The sequence below is a fragment of the Thalassovita sp. genome, from assembly GCF_034670005.1.
Taxonomy (GTDB): domain Bacteria; phylum Pseudomonadota; class Alphaproteobacteria; order Rhodobacterales; family Rhodobacteraceae; genus Thalassobius.
This window is the reverse complement of the sequence record NZ_JAXMOH010000001.1, coordinates 483361-502338: the sequence shown is the minus strand read 5'-3', so window position 1 is coordinate 502338 and position 18978 is coordinate 483361. Positions and strand designations below refer to the sequence as shown.

At 58.8% G+C, this 18978-nt stretch carries 18 protein-coding genes and 1 riboswitch; of the genes, 9 read left to right on the top strand and 9 right to left on the bottom strand.

What is annotated here, in order from left to right:
* Positions 1–41: 41 nt before the first annotated feature.
* From VOI23_RS02615 to VOI23_RS02605, 3 genes are all read right to left on the bottom strand, one after another.
* Positions 42–1217, bottom strand: coding sequence for an acetyl-CoA C-acyltransferase family protein (locus VOI23_RS02615; protein ID WP_323781106.1), 1176 nt, complete (start codon positions 1215–1217; stop codon positions 42–44).
* Between the two features lie 96 nt (positions 1218–1313).
* A complete protein-coding gene (locus VOI23_RS02610) occupies positions 1314–2042 on the bottom strand; it encodes a metallophosphoesterase family protein (protein WP_323781104.1) in 729 nt (242 codons plus the stop codon).
* A gap of 33 nt (positions 2043–2075) precedes the next feature.
* On the bottom strand, positions 2076–3041 hold the full coding sequence (locus VOI23_RS02605; protein WP_323781102.1) for a LysR family transcriptional regulator: 966 nt from the start codon (positions 3039–3041) through the stop codon (positions 2076–2078).
* Between the two features lie 209 nt (positions 3042–3250).
* Between VOI23_RS02605 and VOI23_RS02600 the strand changes: the two genes are divergently transcribed.
* Positions 3251–3775, top strand: a complete 525-nt coding sequence (locus tag VOI23_RS02600) for a hypothetical protein (protein ID WP_323781099.1) — start codon at positions 3251–3253, stop codon at positions 3773–3775.
* A 59-nt stretch (positions 3776–3834) separates the two neighbouring features.
* Here the strand turns inward: VOI23_RS02600 and serA are convergent, their stop codons facing one another.
* Together serA and VOI23_RS02590 are read right to left on the bottom strand one after the other, a co-directional pair.
* A complete protein-coding gene (serA, locus tag VOI23_RS02595) occupies positions 3835–5430 on the bottom strand; it encodes a phosphoglycerate dehydrogenase (protein ID WP_323781096.1) in 1596 nt (531 codons plus the stop codon).
* Positions 5431–5535: 105 nt separating this feature from the next.
* On the bottom strand, positions 5536–6681 hold the full coding sequence (locus VOI23_RS02590; protein WP_323781093.1) for a phosphoserine transaminase: 1146 nt from the start codon (positions 6679–6681) through the stop codon (positions 5536–5538).
* 157 nt (positions 6682–6838) lie between these two features.
* On the opposite strand from VOI23_RS02590, the gene serB reads away from it, so the two are divergent.
* A complete protein-coding gene (gene serB, locus VOI23_RS02585; RefSeq protein ID WP_323781091.1) occupies positions 6839–7717 on the top strand; it encodes a phosphoserine phosphatase SerB in 879 nt (292 codons plus the stop codon).
* Between the two features lie 476 nt (positions 7718–8193).
* On the top strand, positions 8194–8508 hold the full coding sequence (locus VOI23_RS02580) for a hypothetical protein (RefSeq protein WP_323781089.1): 315 nt from the start codon (positions 8194–8196) through the stop codon (positions 8506–8508).
* A 67-nt stretch (positions 8509–8575) separates the two neighbouring features.
* Here VOI23_RS02580 and VOI23_RS02575 read toward each other — a convergent pair whose 3' ends face one another.
* Both VOI23_RS02575 and VOI23_RS02570 read right to left on the bottom strand, forming a co-directional pair.
* Positions 8576–9010 carry a 6,7-dimethyl-8-ribityllumazine synthase gene (locus VOI23_RS02575; protein ID WP_323781086.1) on the bottom strand — a complete coding sequence of 145 codons (435 nt, stop codon included), beginning with the start codon at positions 9008–9010 and terminating at the stop codon, positions 8576–8578.
* 73 nt (positions 9011–9083) lie between these two features.
* Positions 9084–9233, bottom strand: a riboswitch (FMN riboswitch).
* A gap of 31 nt (positions 9234–9264) precedes the next feature.
* On the bottom strand, positions 9265–10554 hold the full coding sequence (locus tag VOI23_RS02570; RefSeq protein WP_323781083.1) for a lytic murein transglycosylase: 1290 nt from the start codon (positions 10552–10554) through the stop codon (positions 9265–9267).
* Positions 10555–10687: 133 nt separating this feature from the next.
* Here VOI23_RS02570 and VOI23_RS02565 point away from each other — a divergent pair, with 133 nt between their 5' ends.
* Positions 10688–11083 (top strand): DUF1801 domain-containing protein, encoded by a 396-nt coding sequence (locus VOI23_RS02565; protein WP_323781080.1) that lies wholly within the window; start codon positions 10688–10690, stop codon positions 11081–11083.
* A gap of 4 nt (positions 11084–11087) precedes the next feature.
* Here VOI23_RS02565 and rnr read toward each other — a convergent pair whose 3' ends face one another.
* Positions 11088–13343: a ribonuclease R gene (gene rnr / locus VOI23_RS02560; protein WP_323781076.1), complete on the bottom strand. Its 2256-nt coding sequence runs from the start codon at positions 13341–13343 to the stop codon at positions 11088–11090.
* A gap of 111 nt (positions 13344–13454) precedes the next feature.
* Positions 13455–14114 (bottom strand): TetR/AcrR family transcriptional regulator, encoded by a 660-nt coding sequence (locus VOI23_RS02555; protein WP_323781073.1) that lies wholly within the window; start codon positions 14112–14114, stop codon positions 13455–13457.
* A gap of 132 nt (positions 14115–14246) precedes the next feature.
* Here VOI23_RS02555 and VOI23_RS02550 point away from each other — a divergent pair, with 132 nt between their 5' ends.
* The 5 genes from VOI23_RS02550 to VOI23_RS02530 are packed head-to-tail and all read left to right on the top strand — an operon-like array spanning position 14247 to position 18892.
* Positions 14247–15305: a C4-dicarboxylate TRAP transporter substrate-binding protein gene (locus VOI23_RS02550; RefSeq protein WP_323781070.1), complete on the top strand. Its 1059-nt coding sequence runs from the start codon at positions 14247–14249 to the stop codon at positions 15303–15305.
* Complete coding sequence (locus VOI23_RS02545) at positions 15302–15838, top strand: TRAP transporter small permease (RefSeq protein ID WP_323781067.1); 537 nt, start codon at positions 15302–15304, stop codon at positions 15836–15838. Before VOI23_RS02550 ends, VOI23_RS02545 begins: the two co-directional genes overlap by 4 nt.
* Positions 15838–17139, top strand: a complete 1302-nt coding sequence (locus VOI23_RS02540; protein ID WP_323781064.1) for a TRAP transporter large permease — start codon at positions 15838–15840, stop codon at positions 17137–17139. The genes VOI23_RS02545 and VOI23_RS02540 overlap by 1 nt, the downstream gene beginning before the upstream one ends.
* 26 nt (positions 17140–17165) lie before the next feature.
* On the top strand, positions 17166–17951 hold the full coding sequence (locus tag VOI23_RS02535; protein ID WP_323781061.1) for a cyclase family protein: 786 nt from the start codon (positions 17166–17168) through the stop codon (positions 17949–17951).
* Positions 17948–18892 carry a fumarylacetoacetate hydrolase family protein gene (locus VOI23_RS02530; RefSeq protein ID WP_323781058.1) on the top strand — a complete coding sequence of 315 codons (945 nt, stop codon included), beginning with the start codon at positions 17948–17950 and terminating at the stop codon, positions 18890–18892. Before VOI23_RS02535 ends, VOI23_RS02530 begins: the two co-directional genes overlap by 4 nt.
* Positions 18893–18978 lie beyond the last annotated feature (86 nt).

Here is an 18978-nt window from a genome sequence, read left to right as displayed (position 1 = left end):
TTATATTTATCGAAAAGAAGAAGCCGTACCCGGTCTTGATATCACAGCTTTTCGATGGCCAGCGCGATGCCCTGACCGCCACCGATGCACATGGTGATCAGCGCTTTGGTGCCACCGATACGGTCCAGTTCATAAAGCGCTTTCACTGTGATGAGGGCACCGGTGGCGCCGACCGGGTGGCCAAGCGCGATTGCGCCGCCATTGGGGTTCACTTTGGCCGGGTCGAGACCCAGGGCGTTGCTTACCGCAATGGCCTGAGCAGCAAACGCTTCGTTCGATTCGATCACGTCGAAATCGCCGACCGACAACCCGGTTTTCGCCAGCAGCTTTTCCACTGCCGGGATCGGGCCGATGCCCATCACTTCGGGGCGCACACCGGCATGGGCGTATCCGATGATCCGCGCCTTGGGCTTCAGTCCTGCCTTCTCCGCCGCCTCGGCCCGGGCCAGGACCAGCGCCGCAGCGCCATCATTGATGCCCGACGCGTTGCCCGCGGTGACCCTGCCGTCCTTTTTGAAGGCAGGGCGCAGGCCCGCCAGTCCTTCCAGCGTCGATTGCTTGGGGTGCTCATCGGTGTCGAACATCACCGTTTCGCGCCGTTGCTTCACCTCGACCGGAACGATCTGCGATTTGAAATACCCCGCCTTGATGGCGGCGGCCGCGCGGTTCTGACTTTCCATGGCGAAGGCGTCCATGTCTTCGCGGCTGACAGCGTGTTCATCGGCAACGTTTTCCGCGGTGACGCCCATATGACCGGTGCCGAACGGGCAGTTCAGTGTTCCCAGCATCATGTCGAGTGTCTGAATGTCGCCCATCTTCTGACCCCAGCGTTGCGCAGGCACGATATAGGGGGAGCGGCTCATATTCTCGGCACCGCCCGCGACGGCGAAATCGGCGTCGCCCAGCATCAGGCTTTGGGTTGCCGATACGATCGCCTGCGCGCCGGATCCGCAGAGCCGGTTCACGTTCATCGCCGGGGTACTGTCGGGAATACCGGCCTCCATCGCTGCGACGCGACTGAGATACATGTCGCGAGGTTCGGTGTTGATCACATGGCCAAAGACCACGTGACCAATCTGCGCAGGGTCTACACCGGCGCGCGCCAGCGCTTCGCGGGTCGCGATGGCCCCGAGTTGGGTCGGGGGAACACCGGCCAGCGATCCGCCAAAAGTGCCGATAGCGGTGCGTGCACCGTCCAGGATTACGATGTCGGTCATTGTTTTTCTCCAACAGAATTTTGTGGCAAGGCTAACGGATCAGAGGCGCAATGACAGCGAAAACGTTCCGTCAAGTTGTGGCTTTGGTCGTTCTAATTAGGATGTCAGTTTTTCACGACCGAACGGCGTCAGGGTCCAGGCTTTGCGTCCTTCGAGCACGGCGGCGGTGATCGGGCGGCCATAGCCCGCCCCGCTGTCGAGGTTGATCCGGTTGCCGCGATGTTCGGCGGTCGGCCGATGGGTGTGGCCATGCACCACCAACCAGGGATGCGGATCGGTGAAGTCAAGAAATTCGTTGCGAATCCAGATCAAATCCTGGGGATCTTGTTGGCCAAGCGGACATTCAGGGCGTATGCCGGCGTGAACGAAGAGAAGATCCCCCACTTCGAGGCTGAAGGAGAGGGATTTCAAGAATTCCAGATGCCGATGCGGGACGCGTCCCAAACTGTCCTTCCACAAAGCCTTGAGCGGGCGTTGCAGGTCTTCCACCCCATAAGACGCCAAAGTGGCGAGCCCGCCGATCCGTTCGCTGGGCCAAGTGATGCCGGAGCGGATGCGATAATGTTCCCCGGTTCCGGTTTCGAGAAAATTCATGAACATCTCGTCGTGATTCCCGCGCAGCACGGTCCAGTTCCGGCCCGCTGCTATACCGGCCATCAGGCGATCGATCACTTTGCGGCTGTCAGACCCCCGGTCTACCAGATCCCCAAGGAAGACAACCTGCGCATTCTTCCCGCCGTCTTTTTCGATCAGGTCGAGGGCCCAATCAAGCTGATCGAGATAACCGTGGATATCGCCAACGGCGTAGATCGGGGTGTCTTGCATGTCCTGTCCTTCGCGCTCGATTTATGCCGGACGCTAACTTGGTTTTTTCTGATCTGAAAGGGCGGGCGGCGAAGACTTGTTTTGCAATAGCTGAGCAATCTGATTGCGCAGCCAGATATGGGCCGGGTTGTGACTGGATCGGCGGTGCCAAACCATGCAAATTTGCGCCCGTCGGACCGGCATTGGCGGTGGGTAGAGGGCGAGATCAAGACGGGGCGCGACCCTGCGGGCCAATTGTTCCGGAATCATGGCAATCAGATCGCTGTTGGCGACCGCGTTATAGACGCCTGAAAAAACCGGCATGGTCATGACCACCCGTCGTGATCGTCCCACCGCAGCCAGTGCCGTGTCGCCCATGCCTTTGAGGTTTCCCTCGGGTGAAAAGAGGATGTGACCCATGTCGCAGAACAGGTCGATGGGAATATCGTCGCCTTCGTGCAAACCTATTCGGGCGAAGCGTTGGTTGCCTTTGTGCGCAATAATGGTGAACCGCGAGGTTAAGACCTGTTGATGATCTGCCCATAATGGGAAATCCATTTTGGGTATCAACGCGATATCAATGTTATAGCGGCCCAGCGTATCGAGATAGTTATCGGGAACAAGATCGACCAGTTGGACCCGCATTAGTGGAGCATGCCGGGATAAATGGTCGGCCAGTTCCGGCATCAATAATTCCGCAAAGAAATCGGACGCTGAGAGTTTGAAGCTCAAATCCGATTTCAAAGGGTCGAAATGATCATTTCCTGCCAGAAGGGTTTCCAGTTTTTCCAAGCTTTGCCGCAGCGGATCGCGGATCGCTAGCGCATAGTCTGTGGGGTGCAGACTGCGCCCTTGCCGTATCAGGATCGGATCGCCCAAATGGGTGCGCAGACGCGATAAAGCGGCTGAGACAGCGGGTTGCGACATCCCGAGTGCCTTTGCTGCTGCAACAGTAGATCCGTTTTTCAACAGAGCGTCCAGCACGCGCAACAAGTTAAGATCGAGGGTTCTGAAATTCACCAGGCTGATATTAGAGATATTATCTATCTATTTCAAATATTGAGCTGTCCCTGTCAGTCTGAAGTTGAAACAAAAGAGGAAGGTGGAGAGGATCCAATTGGTGGGCCTGTATGCAATGCCTGGGGCGATGACGCGTTTGGCAGGGTCGGTACCATTTACCGGGTTGTTCGATTTTCTGACCAAACGTTGCAGCGTCAGGACTTCGTCTGGTGCGTGCCTCGCCCAGTGGGACACCCCGGCATATCTTCGGTGATGAGGAAGAAAGTATCGTTATTTTGTCGCGAGAGGTAGAATTGGCCATCCAGTCACTGAAGATGGAGGTCAAATCAGATAACTTTTTTCACAAGGAGGGAACGCGAATGAAAGGTATATCGGCTTATTTTATGGTGCTGGCGGTTTTGTCAGTGACGATTGGCATGACATGGGGGATTCAAATGTCGGCATCGCATAATCACATATTGTCGCCAGCCCATGCTCATTTGAACTTGATTGGCTGGGTCACCATGTCGATCTTTGCATTCTATTATCATTTGGTGCCCGGGGCGCAGGACGGGATATTGCCTAAGCTGCATCTGACGGTTGCTGTTTTGGGATTGATTACCATTGTTCCGGGGATCGTCATGGCGATCCGTGAAAGCGGTGAAACTCTGGCCAAAGCAGGTTCGATGCTGACCCTGTTGTCGATGTTGTTGTTTTTGGCGGTTGTGCTGAAATCCGTGCGCGCCAGGGCGTGAACGGATAAGGGCACCGCTTGGTGATAAGCGGTGCCCTGAGTTTTCAATCCAGCTACAGATCAGGCTACGTCGAAGGACAATGGCTTGATCTGCTTGAACAGGCCGGTCGCGGCCAGTTCGTCCAGAACTTTCTGTTCCACTTCACCGTCGACATAGAGCAGGGCGATGGCTTCGCCACCCGCCTGCGCCCGGCCGAGGGTGAAGTTGGCGATGTTCACGCCGTTGTCGCCCAGCACCCGGCCCAGCGTGCCGATGATGCCCGGCACATCTTCGTTGGTGGTGTAGAGCATGTGGCTGCCAACTTCGGCGTCGATGTTGATGCCCTTGATCTGGATGAAGCGCGGCTTGCCATCGCTGAATACGGTGCCGGCAATCGACCGTTCGCGTTCCGGGGTAACGATTGTGACCTTGATGTAGCCATCAAAAGCGCCCGATTTGTCCTGATTGGTGGTCGATATCTGGATGCCGCGTTCTTTGGCGACGACCGGGGCCGACACCATGTTCACATCTGGGTTCACCTTCTTCATGATCCCCGCCACCACAGCGCAGTTCAGCGCCGGCAGGTTCATGTCCGATACAACGCCGTCATAAAGAATGTTGATTGCCTTGATCGGTTCATCGGTCAATTGACCGATATAGCTGCCCAGATGCCCGGCCAGAGCGACCCACGGGCCCATGACCTTGGCCTCTTCGGCGGTCATCGACGGCATGTTCAACGCGTTTTCAACCGCACCGTCCAGCAGGTAGTTTGCCATTTGCTCGGCCACTTGCAGCGCGACGTTTTCCTGTGCTTCGGTGGTTGCCGCGCCCAGGTGCGGGGTGCAGACCACGTTGGGCAGGCCAAACAACGGGTTTTCCTTTGCCGGTTCTTCCGAGAACACGTCAAAGGCGGCACCGGCCACATGGCCCGATTTCAACAGTTCGGCCAGCGCTTCTTCGTCGACAAGGCCACCGCGGGCACAGTTGATGACGCGCACGCCCTTCTTGGTTTTGGCCAGGTTTTCGCGGCTCAGAATGTTGCGGGTCGTATCGGTCAGCGGCACGTGCAGGGTGATGAAATCGGCGCGCGCCAGCAACTCGTCCAGCTCGACCTTTTCGACCTGCATCTTTTCGGCTTTTTCCTGGCTCAGGAAGGGGTCATAGGCGATGACCTTCATTTTCAACCCGCGGGCACGGTCGCAAACGATGCCGCCGATATTGCCGGCCCCAATCACGCCCAGCGTCTTGTTGGTCAGCTCGGTGCCCATGAATTTCGACTTTTCCCATTTGCCAGCATGGGTCGAGGCGCTGGCCTCGGGCAGTTGGCGGGCGGCGGCAAACATCATCGCGATGGCGTGTTCGGCGGTGGTGATCATGTTGCCGAACGGCGTGTTCATCACGATCACGCCTTTTTTGCTCGCGGCTTCCTTATCGACGTTATCAGTGCCGATCCCGGCGCGGCCGATCACCTTCAGCTTGTCAGCCTTTTCGAGGATGGCCGGTGTCACCTTGGTGGCCGAACGGATCGCAAGGCCATCATACTGACCGATGATTTCGGCCAGCTTTTCCTTGTCCTTGCCCACGTCGGGCAGGAAATCCACGTCGATGCCGCGATCGCGGAATATCTGGACGGCGGTTTCGGACAGCTTGTCGGAGACGAGTACTTTGGGAGCCATGGTTTAGGTCCTTTTCAAAGAATGTAAGGGGGGTGTTTGGCGGGCTGAAGCCCGCCCTACCAATTCTGTCATAGGCCGGGCATCCGCCCGGGGCATGTCGCGGGATTAAGCCTGAGCCTCGATCTCGGCCTGGAAGGCCCATTCGAGCCAGGGCAGCATCGCCTCGATATCCGAGGTCTCAACCGTGCCGCCGCACCAGATGCGCAGACCCGCCGGAGCGTCGCGGTACGCGCCGATATCCAGCGCCGCGCCTTCGGCTTCCATCCGCTTGGCCACCGACTTGGCAAACGCTGCGCCGTCCTTGATCCGCTCGTCAGTGAACTTCAGGCAAACGGAGGTGTTCGACACCGTGGCCGGGTCATGGGCCAGGAAATCGATCCAGTCGTGCAGTTCGACGAAATCGGCAATCGCCTTGGTGTTGGCGTTGGCGCGGCCAATCAGGCCCTGCAACCCGCCAACCGAACGCGCCCAGTCCAGCGCAACGAGGTAATCCTCGACCGCCAGCATCGAAGGCGTGTTGATGGTTTCGCCACGGAAGATGCCTTCGATCAGCTTGCCGCCCTTGGTCAGGCGGAAGATTTTCGGCATCGGCCATGCCGGGGTGTAGCTTTCCAGCCGTTCGACAGCGCGCGGGCTGAGGATCAGCATGCCGTGGGCCGCTTCGCCGCCCAGCACCTTCTGCCAGGAGAAGGTGGTCACGTCGAGCTTGTCCCAGGGCAGGTCCATCGCGAAAGCGGCCGAGGTGGCGTCGCAGATGGTCAGGCCTTCGCGGTCATCGGCGATCCAGTCGCCGTTTGGCACCCGCACGCCCGAGGTGGTGCCGTTCCAGGTGAACACAACGTCGTTATTGCAATCGACCGAAGCGAGGTCGACGATTTCGCCGTATTCGGCGGTTTTGACCTCGGCGTCGAGTTTCAGCTGTTTCACCACGTCGGTGACCCAGCCCGAACCGAAGCTTTCCCAAGCCAGCATCTCTGCCTTGCGTTCGCCCAGAAGCGACCACATGGCCATTTCGACCGCGCCGGTATCCGAGGCGGGAACGATGCCGATCTTGTAATCTGCGGGGATGCCCAGGATTTCGCGCGTACCTTCGATGGCCGCTTTCAGCTTGTCCTTGCCCACGGCGGCGCGGTGTGACCGGCCCAGTGCGGCATCGGAAAGCTTGTCCAGGGTGAATGTGGGGATCTTGGCGCAGGGGCCAGAGGAGAAACGCGGGTTTGCCGGCCGCGTTGCCGGTTGTTCAATAGCCATGAATGCTATCCTTCCAGATAAGCGCCTCTCGTTGGGGAGAGGTGTCCCGCTATCGGAAATAGTCGGGTTCTCACGCTTTCACAATGGTCAAAATGCCGCTATAGCGCCGCCTGACAGTCGAATTGCGACGCAAACAGCTACGATCGGAAACTTTCCCATGCATGTCGTGACCATCCTGAGCAGTCCCAATGAGCCGCATCTGGAGGCATCGTTGCTTGATTCTCTGCGCAATGCCTGGGGTGGCGGCGACGTGGTCTGGCTGGCCCCGGACGAGGCGGCGGAATTCGAAATTCCGCAGGTGCCGGATAACCGCTGGGACGTTTGGGAAGAGGTCCAGCGCATGGGACTGGACATGGTGGTGCAGCCGGTTGAGGGGCGGCAGAAAAAGATGCTGCTGGCTGATATGGACAGCACGATGATTCAGCAAGAATGCATTGACGAACTGGCCGACGAGGCTGGGGTGGGTGATCGGGTGGCTTCGATCACCGCGCGGGCGATGAACGGTGAGCTGGATTTCGAAGATGCGCTGTTGGAACGCGTGGGTTTGCTCAAGGGTTTGCGGGAAAGCGTCATCGACAAGGTTCTGGTCGAACGCATCACCTTCATGCCCGGCGGGCGCGAATTGATCGCGACGATGAAGGCGGCGGGCGGTTACGCGGCGCTGGTGTCGGGCGGTTTCACTGCTTTCACCCGGAAGGTCGCCAAGGAACTGAATTTCGACGAAAATCACGCCAATATTCTGCTGGTCGAGGACGGCATCCTGATCGGCGACGTGGCCCGCCCGATCCTGGGGCGCGAAGCCAAGGTCGAGGCGCTGGAACGGATTTCAAAGCATCTGCAGATCGAGGAAAGCGACGTCATCGCGGTGGGCGACGGCGCCAACGATCTGGGCATGTTGGGCCGTGCCGGAACCGGCGTGGCGCTGCACGCGAAACCCACTGTGGCGGCGCAATGCGATGTGCGGATCAATTTCGGAGACCTGACCTCACTGCTTTACGTACAAGGCTACGCCAAGTCCGAATTCATCGGCAGCTAGTGCTCAGTCATCGCGATAAGCGGTGAAAATGCTGACGGTTGCAGCAAAGGCGATCTTTGCGCCAGCGCGATCGTGACAGGCTGATCCACCCGTGCGAATTCTGGCAGGCCGGGCGGGACCTGTTGCACAATGTCCTGCCGCGGCACCGGGCGGGCCTTGCTGGTTCGTTCGAATGTGACGCCCCGGCCTTGCATCACGTGAGCTCCCGCCTGTGAGAACGCGACTCAATCTGCTATAGTAAGAAATAACCGGATGCGGAGCGCACTCTGTAACAGCCTTGATTTGTTGCGGTTTTGGGCGCGGCCGTCGGGAGATGATCAAAGTCAAAAGACCGCTTGCCGAATTTTTCGACCAGGCGGCAAGCCACGTTTCGTAAAAGGCGACCAGTTTCAAATGGGCTTGGGCCAATGATGACATCGGCGGCCACCTTGAGCCGAGAAAGCTTTTTTGACCAAGATCATACGAGGAGGATTCTCATGCCAAAATTCATGTTCATATATCACGGCGGCGGTCGGCCCGAGACCCCGGAGGAAGGCGAAAAGGTCATGAAAGCTTGGACCGGCTGGATGGCCGGGATCGGTTCCGATTTGGTCGATGGCGGCAATCCTGCAGGGTCGTCGAAAACCGTCAGTTCCAGCGGGGTCGAGGATACCGGTGGACCGAACCCGGTTTCAGGTTATTCGCTGGTCAATGCCGCGGATATGGACGCCGCGATCGCTATTGCCAAGGGGTGCCCGATTCTGGACGGCGGCGAGGGGACAGTAGAAATCGCCGAAGCGATGGCGATGTAATTGTGCTGGCCCTGTCCGTTCGGCAAACGGGCAGGGCGATGTTCCGTTTCTTTTCGGTACGCTGATATCAGGCCGCCAGACTTTGGCGGGTTTTGCCGATCATAAGCGCCGCTTGGGCAGCTTCGCGGCCCTTTTCCACAAAATGCGCGCGGTAGATCGCGTTGTGATGATCGGTGTCCTGATACTGGTGCGGGGTTAGTGACACCGACAGCACCGGAACGCCGGAATCCATCCCCGCGCGCATCAGCCCGTCGACCACGGCCTGAGCCACGAAATCGTGCCGGTAGATGCCACCATCGACCACGAAGGCGGCCGCCGCCACGGCGACGTAACGCCCCGATGCGGCCAGATCGCGCGCCACGAGCGGCATCTCGAAGGCGCCGGGCACGTCGAATACATCGACCTGTTGAGCGGGAATCAATTCATTGAAACCGACAAGCGCCTGATCGACGATATCGGAATACCAGTTGGCCTTGACGAAGGCATAGCGGCTGAGTGTCATGCGTTTTCCTTTCCTATCGACACATGTCACCCAAGGCGGCAGACGACAGGAAAGGGCCGGGAAACCGGTCCTCTGTCGTTCTCTTCCATCCGGACTGTGACCGTCGGCTCTGGAATCGCACCAGATCTGCTGACCCTCGGCGGACAGGCCGCCAAGGCGCTCGCGGGCTTGGGGTTTCCCCCTTACCGCCGGTGGGGAATTTCACCCCGCCCTGAGAACGGTGTGACAGTGGCAAGAGGCGGTGGATTTGGCAATCAGTTTCGTCGCAACCTTTGCAGAGTATTGAGCGAGGAATAACCATCAGGTTGCATCCCGATTGTGCGTTGATAGCCGCGCAGCGCCTGAATTGTCAGCGGTCCTATCTTGCCATCAACGCCCTTGGTGTCGAAGCCCCTCTTCGTCAGAAGTTTCTGCATTTCCTTGCGTTCTGCAAATGTCAGCGCCCGGTCACCGCGGGGCCATTTCGATTTGATCTTTGGGCCGCCCTTCAGCCGGTCGCTCAGATGGCCGACCCCGATCACATAGGCGTCGGCGGTATTATAGCGTTCGATCACCGAAAAATTCTTGAAGATCAGAAACGCAGCGCCCTGCGCCCCGGCGGGTAGCAGCACCGAGGCAGTGCCGTAATCGCGCACCGGGCGGCCGTTCATGTCGGTCACACCCATCCGGGCCCATTCCGAAGGCATTTTCTTAATCTTGCGGTTGGCCAGCTCATAGTTGAACCTGCTCGGCAATTGCACCTCGATCCCCCAGGGCTGCCCCTTGATCCAGCCGTGCCGGGCCAGATACGCGGCGGTGGAGGCCAGCGCATCAGAAGGGTCGTCGGACCAGATATCGCGCCGCCCGTCGCCGGTGAAATCCACCGCGAAGGCCTGGTAGGACGTGGGGATGAACTGGGTATGGCCCATCGCGCCGGCCCAGCTGCCGGTCATATTGTGCGGCGAGGTGTCGCCCGATTGCAGGATTTTCAGTGCGGCGATCAGCTGCGCCTCGAAAAACCGCCCGCGCCGCCCGTCATAGGCCAGCGTCGCCAACGCCTCGATCACGTTAATCGACCCGCGGTAACTGCCATAGGCGCTTTCCAATCCCCAGACAGCGGCGACCACTTCTTTATCAACGCCATATTTGGCCTCGATCGCGCGCAGGGTTCGGCCATGCTGGCGCAGTGCCTTCTTGCCGTTTTTTACCCGCGTGTCCGAGGCGGCGCTGTCCAGGTATTCCCACAGCGTCTTGGTGAATTCCGATTGATTTCGGTCTTTCTGGATCACGTCGGCATTATATCGCACCCCTCGAAAGGCCCGGTCCAGCGTTCTGTCGCTGATCCCTTTGGCGTGGGCGCGTTTGCGAAAGCCTTGGAGCCAGCGCTGAAATCCCATGTTCTTACTGGAAACTTGCGCCGGGTCCCCTGCAACGATGATCTCTGCTTCGGCAGTGTCGCCAGAGCGCATCTGCGGCCGCAGAGATTGATCTACCGTTCCCGCCATCGCCGTTTGAGACAGAATCATCATGCCCGCCACCGCGGCCAAATATCTGCGAATTTCCATTGCTCGAGCCCTGTTCTTTTACTGAACTTGGGTGCGATGGTAGACTGCTATTGCCGCATACGGAAGGTATCACCGGCGAACAGGCGAAATTTGGCAATACCATGCTGGGATAAGAAAACGCTGGGGCGAACACGTGACTGAATTTACCAACCCTAATGTTCAAGCGGCATTTGACGCCTTTCCACCCGAAGCACAAAGCGGATTGATTCGACTGCGCGGGCTGATCTTTGCGACGGCTGAGGATCTGCCCGAGGTAGGGCCGGTGGAGGAGGCGCTGCGCTGGGGGCAGCCGGCCTATCTGACCCCGGTCAGCAAATCGGGATCGACCTTACGTTTAGGTGTGCCAAAATCAGGCGGTTTCGCGCTTTATGCCCATTGCCAGACCACAATCATTTCCGCTTTTGCTGCGGCGTTCCCGGGGCAGGATCGAGTCGAAGGCAATCGGGCGATCTTGTTTAGTGATGCCAGTCAGATCGACCCTGAGCGGCATCGCTTGCTGATAAAGCACGCACTGACCTATCACCTTTGACCCGTCAACGGCGGGTCCGCTTGACCTTGCGCTTGGCACGGTCGGCCTTGCGCTTTGCATTTACCGCACGGCGCTTGGCGGGTTTTCCACGGCCGTAGGACGGACCCCGCGTGACCGCTTCGCCGTCCAGAGTGATCAGTTCCAATGCGATGCCGCCTGTGACCGGGGTGGCTTCGGTCAGTTTTACCGTCACCCGTTGACCCAGCGACAAGGTCAGGCCGGTATCGGATCCCATCAAGGTGCCGTTGTCGGGGTCGAAATGAAAATATTCGTTGCCCAGCGACCGGATCGGGATCAATCCGTCCGCGCCGGTCTCGTCCAGCCGGATGAAAGCGCCGAATTTTGCGATACCACTAATCCGGCCTGTGAACTCATTGCCGACCCGTTCCGACAGAAAGGCTGCCAGATACCGGTCATTGGTGTCACGTTCCGCCATCATCGAACGGCGTTCGGTTTCGCTGATGTGGGTGGCGGTCTGTTCAAGGGTCTCGGCGTCGGCGGGGGTCAGACCGTCCTTGCCCCATTTATGTGCCGAAATAAGTGCCCGATGCACGATCAGATCGGAATACCGCCGGATCGGCGAGGTGAAATGCGCATAAGCCTGCAACGACAGGCCGAAATGACCAAAATTGTCGGGGCTGTAATAAGCCTGCGTCATCGCGCGTAGCGTCGACATGTTAATCAACTCGTCGTAATCGGTGCCCTCGGCAGCGGCGAGCAGTTGGTTGAGGTGCCGGGTTTGCAGCACCTGCCCCTTGGCCAGCACGAGGCCAGAGGCCTGGGCGGTTTCACGCAGCGCGTCCAGCTTTTCGCTGCTCGGTTCTTCGTGGACCCGGAACAGCAGGGGCGATTTACGGCTGATCAGCGTTTCGGCGGCGGCGACATTGGCGAGGATCATGAATTCCTCGATCAGTTTATGCGCATCCAGCCGGTCACGAAAATTGACGCTCAGCACCTTGCCTTCGTCACTCAGCACGACCTTGCGCTCGGGCAGGTCCAGATCCAGTGGCTGCCGCCTGTTGCGGGCCTTCATCAGCAGCGCGTAAGCCTCGTAGAGCGGATTGATCACATCTTCCATCAAGGGTGCGCATTTGTCGTTGGGATTGCCGTCGCGGGCGTTTTGCACATCCTGATAATTCAGCGACGCGGCGGATCGCATAAGCCCGCGCACGAAACGGTGGCCGATCTTGTTGCCGGTGGCGTCGATCTGCATCCGCAATGCGATACAGGCACGTGGCACGCCTTCGTGCAGCGAACACAGGTCGCCCGACAGCCGGTCGGGCAGCATCGGCACCACCCGGTCGGGGAAATAGCTGGAATTGCCACGCTTGCGCGCTTCGCGGTCCAGCGCGCTGCCCGAGGTCACGTAATGGGCCACGTCGGCAATGGCGACCCAGATGATATAGCCGCCTTCGTTCTTGGGGTCGTCATCTTCATGTGCCCAACAGGCATCGTCATGGTCGCGGGCATCCACCGGGTCAATGGTGACCAGCGGCATATCGCGCATGTCTTCGCGCCCCGACAGGGTCGCCGGTTTCATCTTGTCGGCCTCGGCGATGACTTCATCGGGAAAATCATCCGGGATTCCATGTTGATGAATCGCGATCAGCGACACCGCTTTGGGGGCTGACGGGTCGCCCAGCCGGGTCACGATCCGCGCCCGCGGCAGACCCATCCGCCCTTTGGCGCCGCTTTGTTCGGCCTCGACCAATTCGCCATCCTGCGCGCCGCCGGTGGCGCCGGTGGGGACTTGCCATTCCTTGCCGTCCCCTTTGTCGATCGGCAGGATGCGGCCGCCTTCAGCGGTTTTCTTGAACACGCCCAAGACCTTGTGCGGGTTGGTGCCGATCCGGCGGATCAAACGCGCTTCGTATTGATGCGCGTCGCCTTTTACTTCGGTCAATCTGCCAAGGATGCGGTCGCCTTCGCCCAACGCGGGGTCCGAGGCGCGGGGGATCACCAGAATGACGGGTTCCTTGCCGTCCCCTTGCCATTCCAGCGGTCGGGCAAAAAGATCGCCATCGCCATCCGCGCCAGTGATCTGCAACACGCTGACCGGAGGCAGTTTATCAGGATCGCGATAGGTTTTCTTGCGCTTTTGCAGATGACCTTCGTCTTCAAGCTCTTTCAGGATGCGCTTGAGATCGATCCGCGCAGCCCCTTTGATGCCAAAGGCCTTGGCAATATCGCGTTTAGAGGTGAGGGTCGGGTTGTCCGAAATCCATTGCAGGATTTCGTCCTTGGTTGGCAGCTTGCTCATGTGATCTGAGTAACACGCGCTGACGGTGCCGTCACGCGGGAACAGCGCATCTTTGGACCGCGACCGACCGGTGCGGTCGTAGCATGGCAGACCGGGAAATCATGCGCTTCGTTATTCGATTGCCCGGGCCAACCCGCCGCTACAGAAATCCAGCAGTACTTTGCGATATTCAAGCGGGGTCGTGGGGGCCGGTTTGCCTGCCAGAGCCTCGACACGGATACTGCTTGCGACAATCGACAGCATAGACGACACCGTCAGGGTCAGAACGGTGGCCAAAACCTGACGGTCGGCGTTCGGTTTGAGATCGATCATCGCATCCAGAAATTCGCGCGCAACGGGATCATACAATTCCCGCACTTCCGGGAAGTAGCGATCGTCCGACACCAAACGCGCGATCAGTTGCGCATAGGCGCGCCACTGCGGGTCGCCGCGCGATGCGATTGTCAGGTATGGCGTGATATAGGCGTCAACCAGGTCGTCCAGTGTGTAGTCTTCGGTTTCACGCAGCGCTTTGAGCGCTTCACGCCGCAGCTTGTTCAGGGCCTCGGCCCGCCGGCTCAGCACAGTCAGGAAAAGCTCTTCCTTGCTGCCGCCATGAAACCCCACGACGCCAAGGGTCACGCCGGATTCCGCCGCGATCTGTCGGATCGAAACCGCATCGAATCCCGTGGCGGCAAAGCAGCGTTCGGCAGCGTCCAACACTTTGGCACGGGTCATTTCCCCGCGCGCGACGCGCCCGTCCGAACTTGGTTTTTCAGCTTGTTTAGCCATGTCTGATTCGTGCCCTTTGCCGCTCTGTCATAGGTTTGGACGAAACTGTTGACTTTTTATACATACGTACAGATAGTTTTGAGAAATTCAAGAATGCCGGAGAGGAGACACCGGCGCAACCGGGAGGAAACAATGAAACTGACGAAACTTTTGGCCAGTGCTTTTCTGGCCGTCACCCTGACCCCTGTGGTTCATGCCGATACCGTGGATGTGACTACCGTCGCAGGGCACCCACCGGTGTTCCTGTGGGTAAAAACGATAACGGACACCTTTATTCCTGCCGTCAATCAGGCGCTTGAAGGATCGGGGACCGATATCGATTGGACCGAAGCCTATGGTGGCACGCTGGCCAAGGTCGGCGGCGAAGTCGAAGCTTTGGAAGACGGGTTGGCGCAGGTTGGAATCGTTGCCTCGCTATTCGAGCCTTCGCTGCTGAGCTTGCAGAACGTGACCTATGTCAGCCCCTTTGGAACCGCTGATGTGAATCTTGTGCTGACATCGGTCGACGAAATGCACGACGAAATCCCGGCGATGCGCAAGATGTGGGAAGATCTGGATCTGGAATATCTGGGAGGCGGTTTCGCGCTGGAGGATTATCTGTTGATGACGTCCTTCCCTGTCACCTCGATTAAAGATCTTGAGGGGCGCAAGATCAATGCGCCGGGCGCTGCGGTGAACTGGCTCAAGGGCACGGGCGCAGTTGGCGTGGCGGGTAATCTGACCACTTACTACAATGATATCAAAACCGGAGTCGCCGAGGGCGTGGTCGTTTTCCCGACCGCCGCCGCCGCTGCGAAACTGTACGAAGTGGCCCCCTATGTGACCCGGGTCCATTTCGGGGCCCAATATGCCGGTGGGATCGTGGCCAAGAAAAGTTGGTTTGATGACCAATCGAGCGAGGTGCAGGATGCCCTCCGCGCCGGGGCCACGGCCTATGCTGCGGCTTACGCAACAGGATTGAACGGTCGGGTGGCGGCTGCATTTTCTGCAATGGAAAAGGGCGGCGCGACAATCACTGAACTGAGCGATGAAGCACGGCTTGCCTGGGCAAACGCCTTGCCGAATCTTGCACAGGATTGGGCGGCTGCACTGGATGCCAAGGGTCTGCCCGGCACAGACGTGATCGAAAGCTATCACAGGCGTTTGAAAGAGGCTGGAACCGATCTGCCGCGTAACTGGGCGGAAAAATGAACCATCTGCCCAGCGTCGCCGGGCCGACCCGCTTGGGGAAAGCCGCAGTTGCGCTAATGGGAGTTGCCAATGTCGTGGCAACTCTCTGGATCCTTGGATTGATGGTGCTGATCGTGGCCGACATTCTGGGACGGGAACTGTTCGCACACCCCATCGCGGGCGTGCCGGAAATGGTCAAATACTCGATTGTCGGAATTGTGTTCTTACAGATATCCCATACCCACCGTGCCGGTCAGATGATCCGTTCGGACGGGATTTTGGGAATGGTCCGCAAGGCACGTCCCAGACTGGCCGCAGCGATGGATCTGATCGCTCAGCTCTGCGGTGCGGGATTTGCGGCAATGCTGTGCTGGGCCGTCTGGCCGAAAGCGGTGCGCGCCTATATGCGCGGCGAGCTGGAAGGGATTTCCGGTCATTTCACCCTGCCGGTCTGGCCGTTTCTCGGGCTGATCGTTCTGGGGTCCGCGCTTTTATCGGCCTCTTTCCTGATGTCCGCTGCCGCGGCAGTCCAACAGATAAGAAAGACATCCTGATGGATCCGGTCACCGTAGGGTATCTGTCGCTGATCGCCATTGCGATTGCGATCTATGCGGGGCTTCATGTGGCCATCGCGCTGGCAGGTATATCGCTGTTTAGTGTCTGGGCGATCACCGGCAAGCTAAAGCTGGCAACAAGTTTTGTGGCGCTGGCAGCGACCGACAGCATAGCGGAATACACCTTTGGCGTGGTGCCGCTGTTCGTTCTGATGGGACTGGCCGTTTCAGAAAGCGGCCTTGGGCGCGATACCTTTGCCATCATCGCGCGCGGACTGCAGCGCTGGCGGGCTGGGCTTAGCGTGGCGACGGTGCTGTCGAACGCTGTTTTTGCCGCCATCACAGGCGTTTCAATTGCGTCCGCAGCGGTTTTTTCCAAGGTCGCCGTCCCAGAAATGGTGCGTGCGGGCACATCGCGCAGCATCGCGGTGGGCGTCGTGGCGGGGTCGTCGGTATTGGGAATGTTGATCCCGCCGTCCCTGCTTCTGATCCTATTCGCCATTCTGACGGATTCATCGGTTGGCGATCTGTTCATCGGTGGCATCGGGCCCGGCCTGTTACTGGCCTTTGCCTATATTGCCTATCTCAGCATCCTTGGATTTTTGCGCCCTGATCTGTTCAATATGTCACGCGAATTCGAAAGCAGTGATCACGTTCCGACCCGTGCCATGTTGCCAATCCTTGGGTTGGCGGCAACGGTTCTGTCGGGCATCTATCTTGGCTTCTTCACCCCGACCGAGGCAGGTGCCGTAGGAGCCGCAGCCGCGTTGATCATCGGGGTCGCGATGCGCCGTATCGGTCGCCGCGAAGGCTGGCAGATCGCGGTGCAGACCGGCCATATCACCGCTGCGGTCAGTTTCTTGATCATCGGGGCCTCGATCTACAGTCGGATGCTGGCCTTTTCCGGACTGCCTGCGGCGATCACACAGGCTGCAATTGACACGGGCATAGGGCCGACCGCATTTCTGCTGGTGTTCGCGGCTATTCTGATCGTGCTTGGCACAGTGCTGGATTCATCGTCGATCATGCTGGTGACGGTGCCTTTGGCGTTTCCGATCACTCAGGAAATGGGCATCGACATCGTTCATTTCGGACTGATCACAGTTCTGGCCGTCGAAGTGGGCCTGTTGACGCCGCCATTGGGGCTATCGGTCTTTGTGGTGCACGCAACCCTGCGCGACACTGGCATTACACTGGGCGAGGTGTTTCGTGGCGCGATACCTTTTGCCTTGATCATGGCGGCATCACTTATTGCCCTGATTTTCTACCCGCAAATCGCCACCGGTCTTCTGGGCCGCTGATAACAGATACAAAGCAAGGATCACCCATGCAACTGATTGACCTTTCTCGTCCGCTTGAAAACACCGAATACGCCGACCCACCCGGCCTGGCCCCGAAAATTACCTATTTCAACCATGATCAGACGGCAGAGCAGATCTTGCAATTCTTCCCGGGCGTCTCGCGTGATCAGCTTCCCGGTGGCGAAGGCTGGGCCGTGGAGCAGGTTGCATTATCGACCCATAACGGCACCCATCTGGATGCGCCTTATCACTACCATTCGACGATGGACGGCGGGAAGCGCGCCATTACCATCGACGAAGTGCCGTTGGAGTGGTGCCTTGGGCGCGGGGTCAAGCTTGATTTCCGGCATTTCCCCGATGGTCATGTGGTCACGGCCGAAGAAATGGCTGCTGAATTCGCGCGGATCGGACATGATCTGAAGCCCGGCGATATCGTTCTGGTGAATACCTCGGCGGCGGCCAAATACGGTACGCCGGGTTATGTGCCTGCCGGTTGCGGGATCGGACGCGCGGCAACCAATTGGCTTACCGAACGGGGTATGCGGGTTTGCGGCACCGATGCATGGAGTTGGGACGCGCCTTTTACCTATACGGCACAGAAAGTGACCGAAACCGGCGATGCCTCTCTGATCTGGGAGGGTCACCGCGCTGGCATGGACCGGGGCTATTGCCATATGGAAAAGCTGGCGAACCTTGATCAGTTGCCCGATACCGGCTTCGAGGTTCAGTGCTTTCCGGTCAAGATCAAGGGGGCGTCTGCCGGATGGTGCCGTCCCGTGGCGATATTGCGAAACGAGGAGGATCAGGAATGAAGCTCGCAACCTTTGATGCAGGCGAGGGTCAGCGTCTTGGGGCGTTGACGGCGTCGGGTGATGCGCTGGTTGACCTCACATCGACCGGACAGGCCGATCTGGCGTCGATGCAGGCCCTGATTGACGCGGGTGATGCCGGGCTTGCAAAGGCGCGGGCCGCCCTTGAAGCGGGGGATCCAATTCGATTGCAGGACGTCAAGCTTCTGGCACCGCTGCCCTGTCCGCCACAGATTCGCGATGCATCGACTGCGCCGCGCCACATCATGAATGCTCCGGTAGGGATGCGCCGTCTTGCTGCGTTGTTGCAGGATCAGCCCGATCCAGGTCCGGCGGAAGGGTCCATTCCCGACATTTACCGGGCGCAGCCGATTTTTTACATTACCAACCGTTTTTCCGTAGCCGGACATGGGGCGGATATCCAGTGGCCGGGATATTCCCGCTATATGGACTACGAACTTGAGGTCGCGGTTGTGATCGGTAAGGGCGGTCGTGACATACCGGCAGCTTCGGCCATGGATCACGTGTTCGGTTTTACCATCTTCAATGATTTTTCGGCCCGCGACACCCAGCTGCGTGAAATGCAGGGGATGCTGGGTCCGGCCAAAGGCAAAAGCTTTGACGCGGGCAATGTCTTTGGTCCGTGGATCGTCACCCGCGACGAAATCGCAGATTATCGCAATTTACGTTGTACCGCGCACATCAACGGGCGGTTGGTGACGGACAGCCGGTTGGGTGAAATGCTGCATGGGTTCGAAGACATGATCGCCTACATCTCGGACAGCGAAACCCTTCACCCCGGCGAAATCATTGGAGGTGGGACCGTTGATGACGGATGCGGCCTGGAACGATGCGAGTTTCTCAGCGATGGGGATGAGATTTCCCTGACCGTTGAGGGGATCGGCTCCTTGGTCAACAAGGTGGTGGCAGTAGGGCAGCGTTGACAGGTTGATATTATAGGGTGGCTGCGGGATGCGCGCGTGCGGCCATTCGTTTCAGTCTATCGTTTGCGGGGGATCTGCTTTTCGCA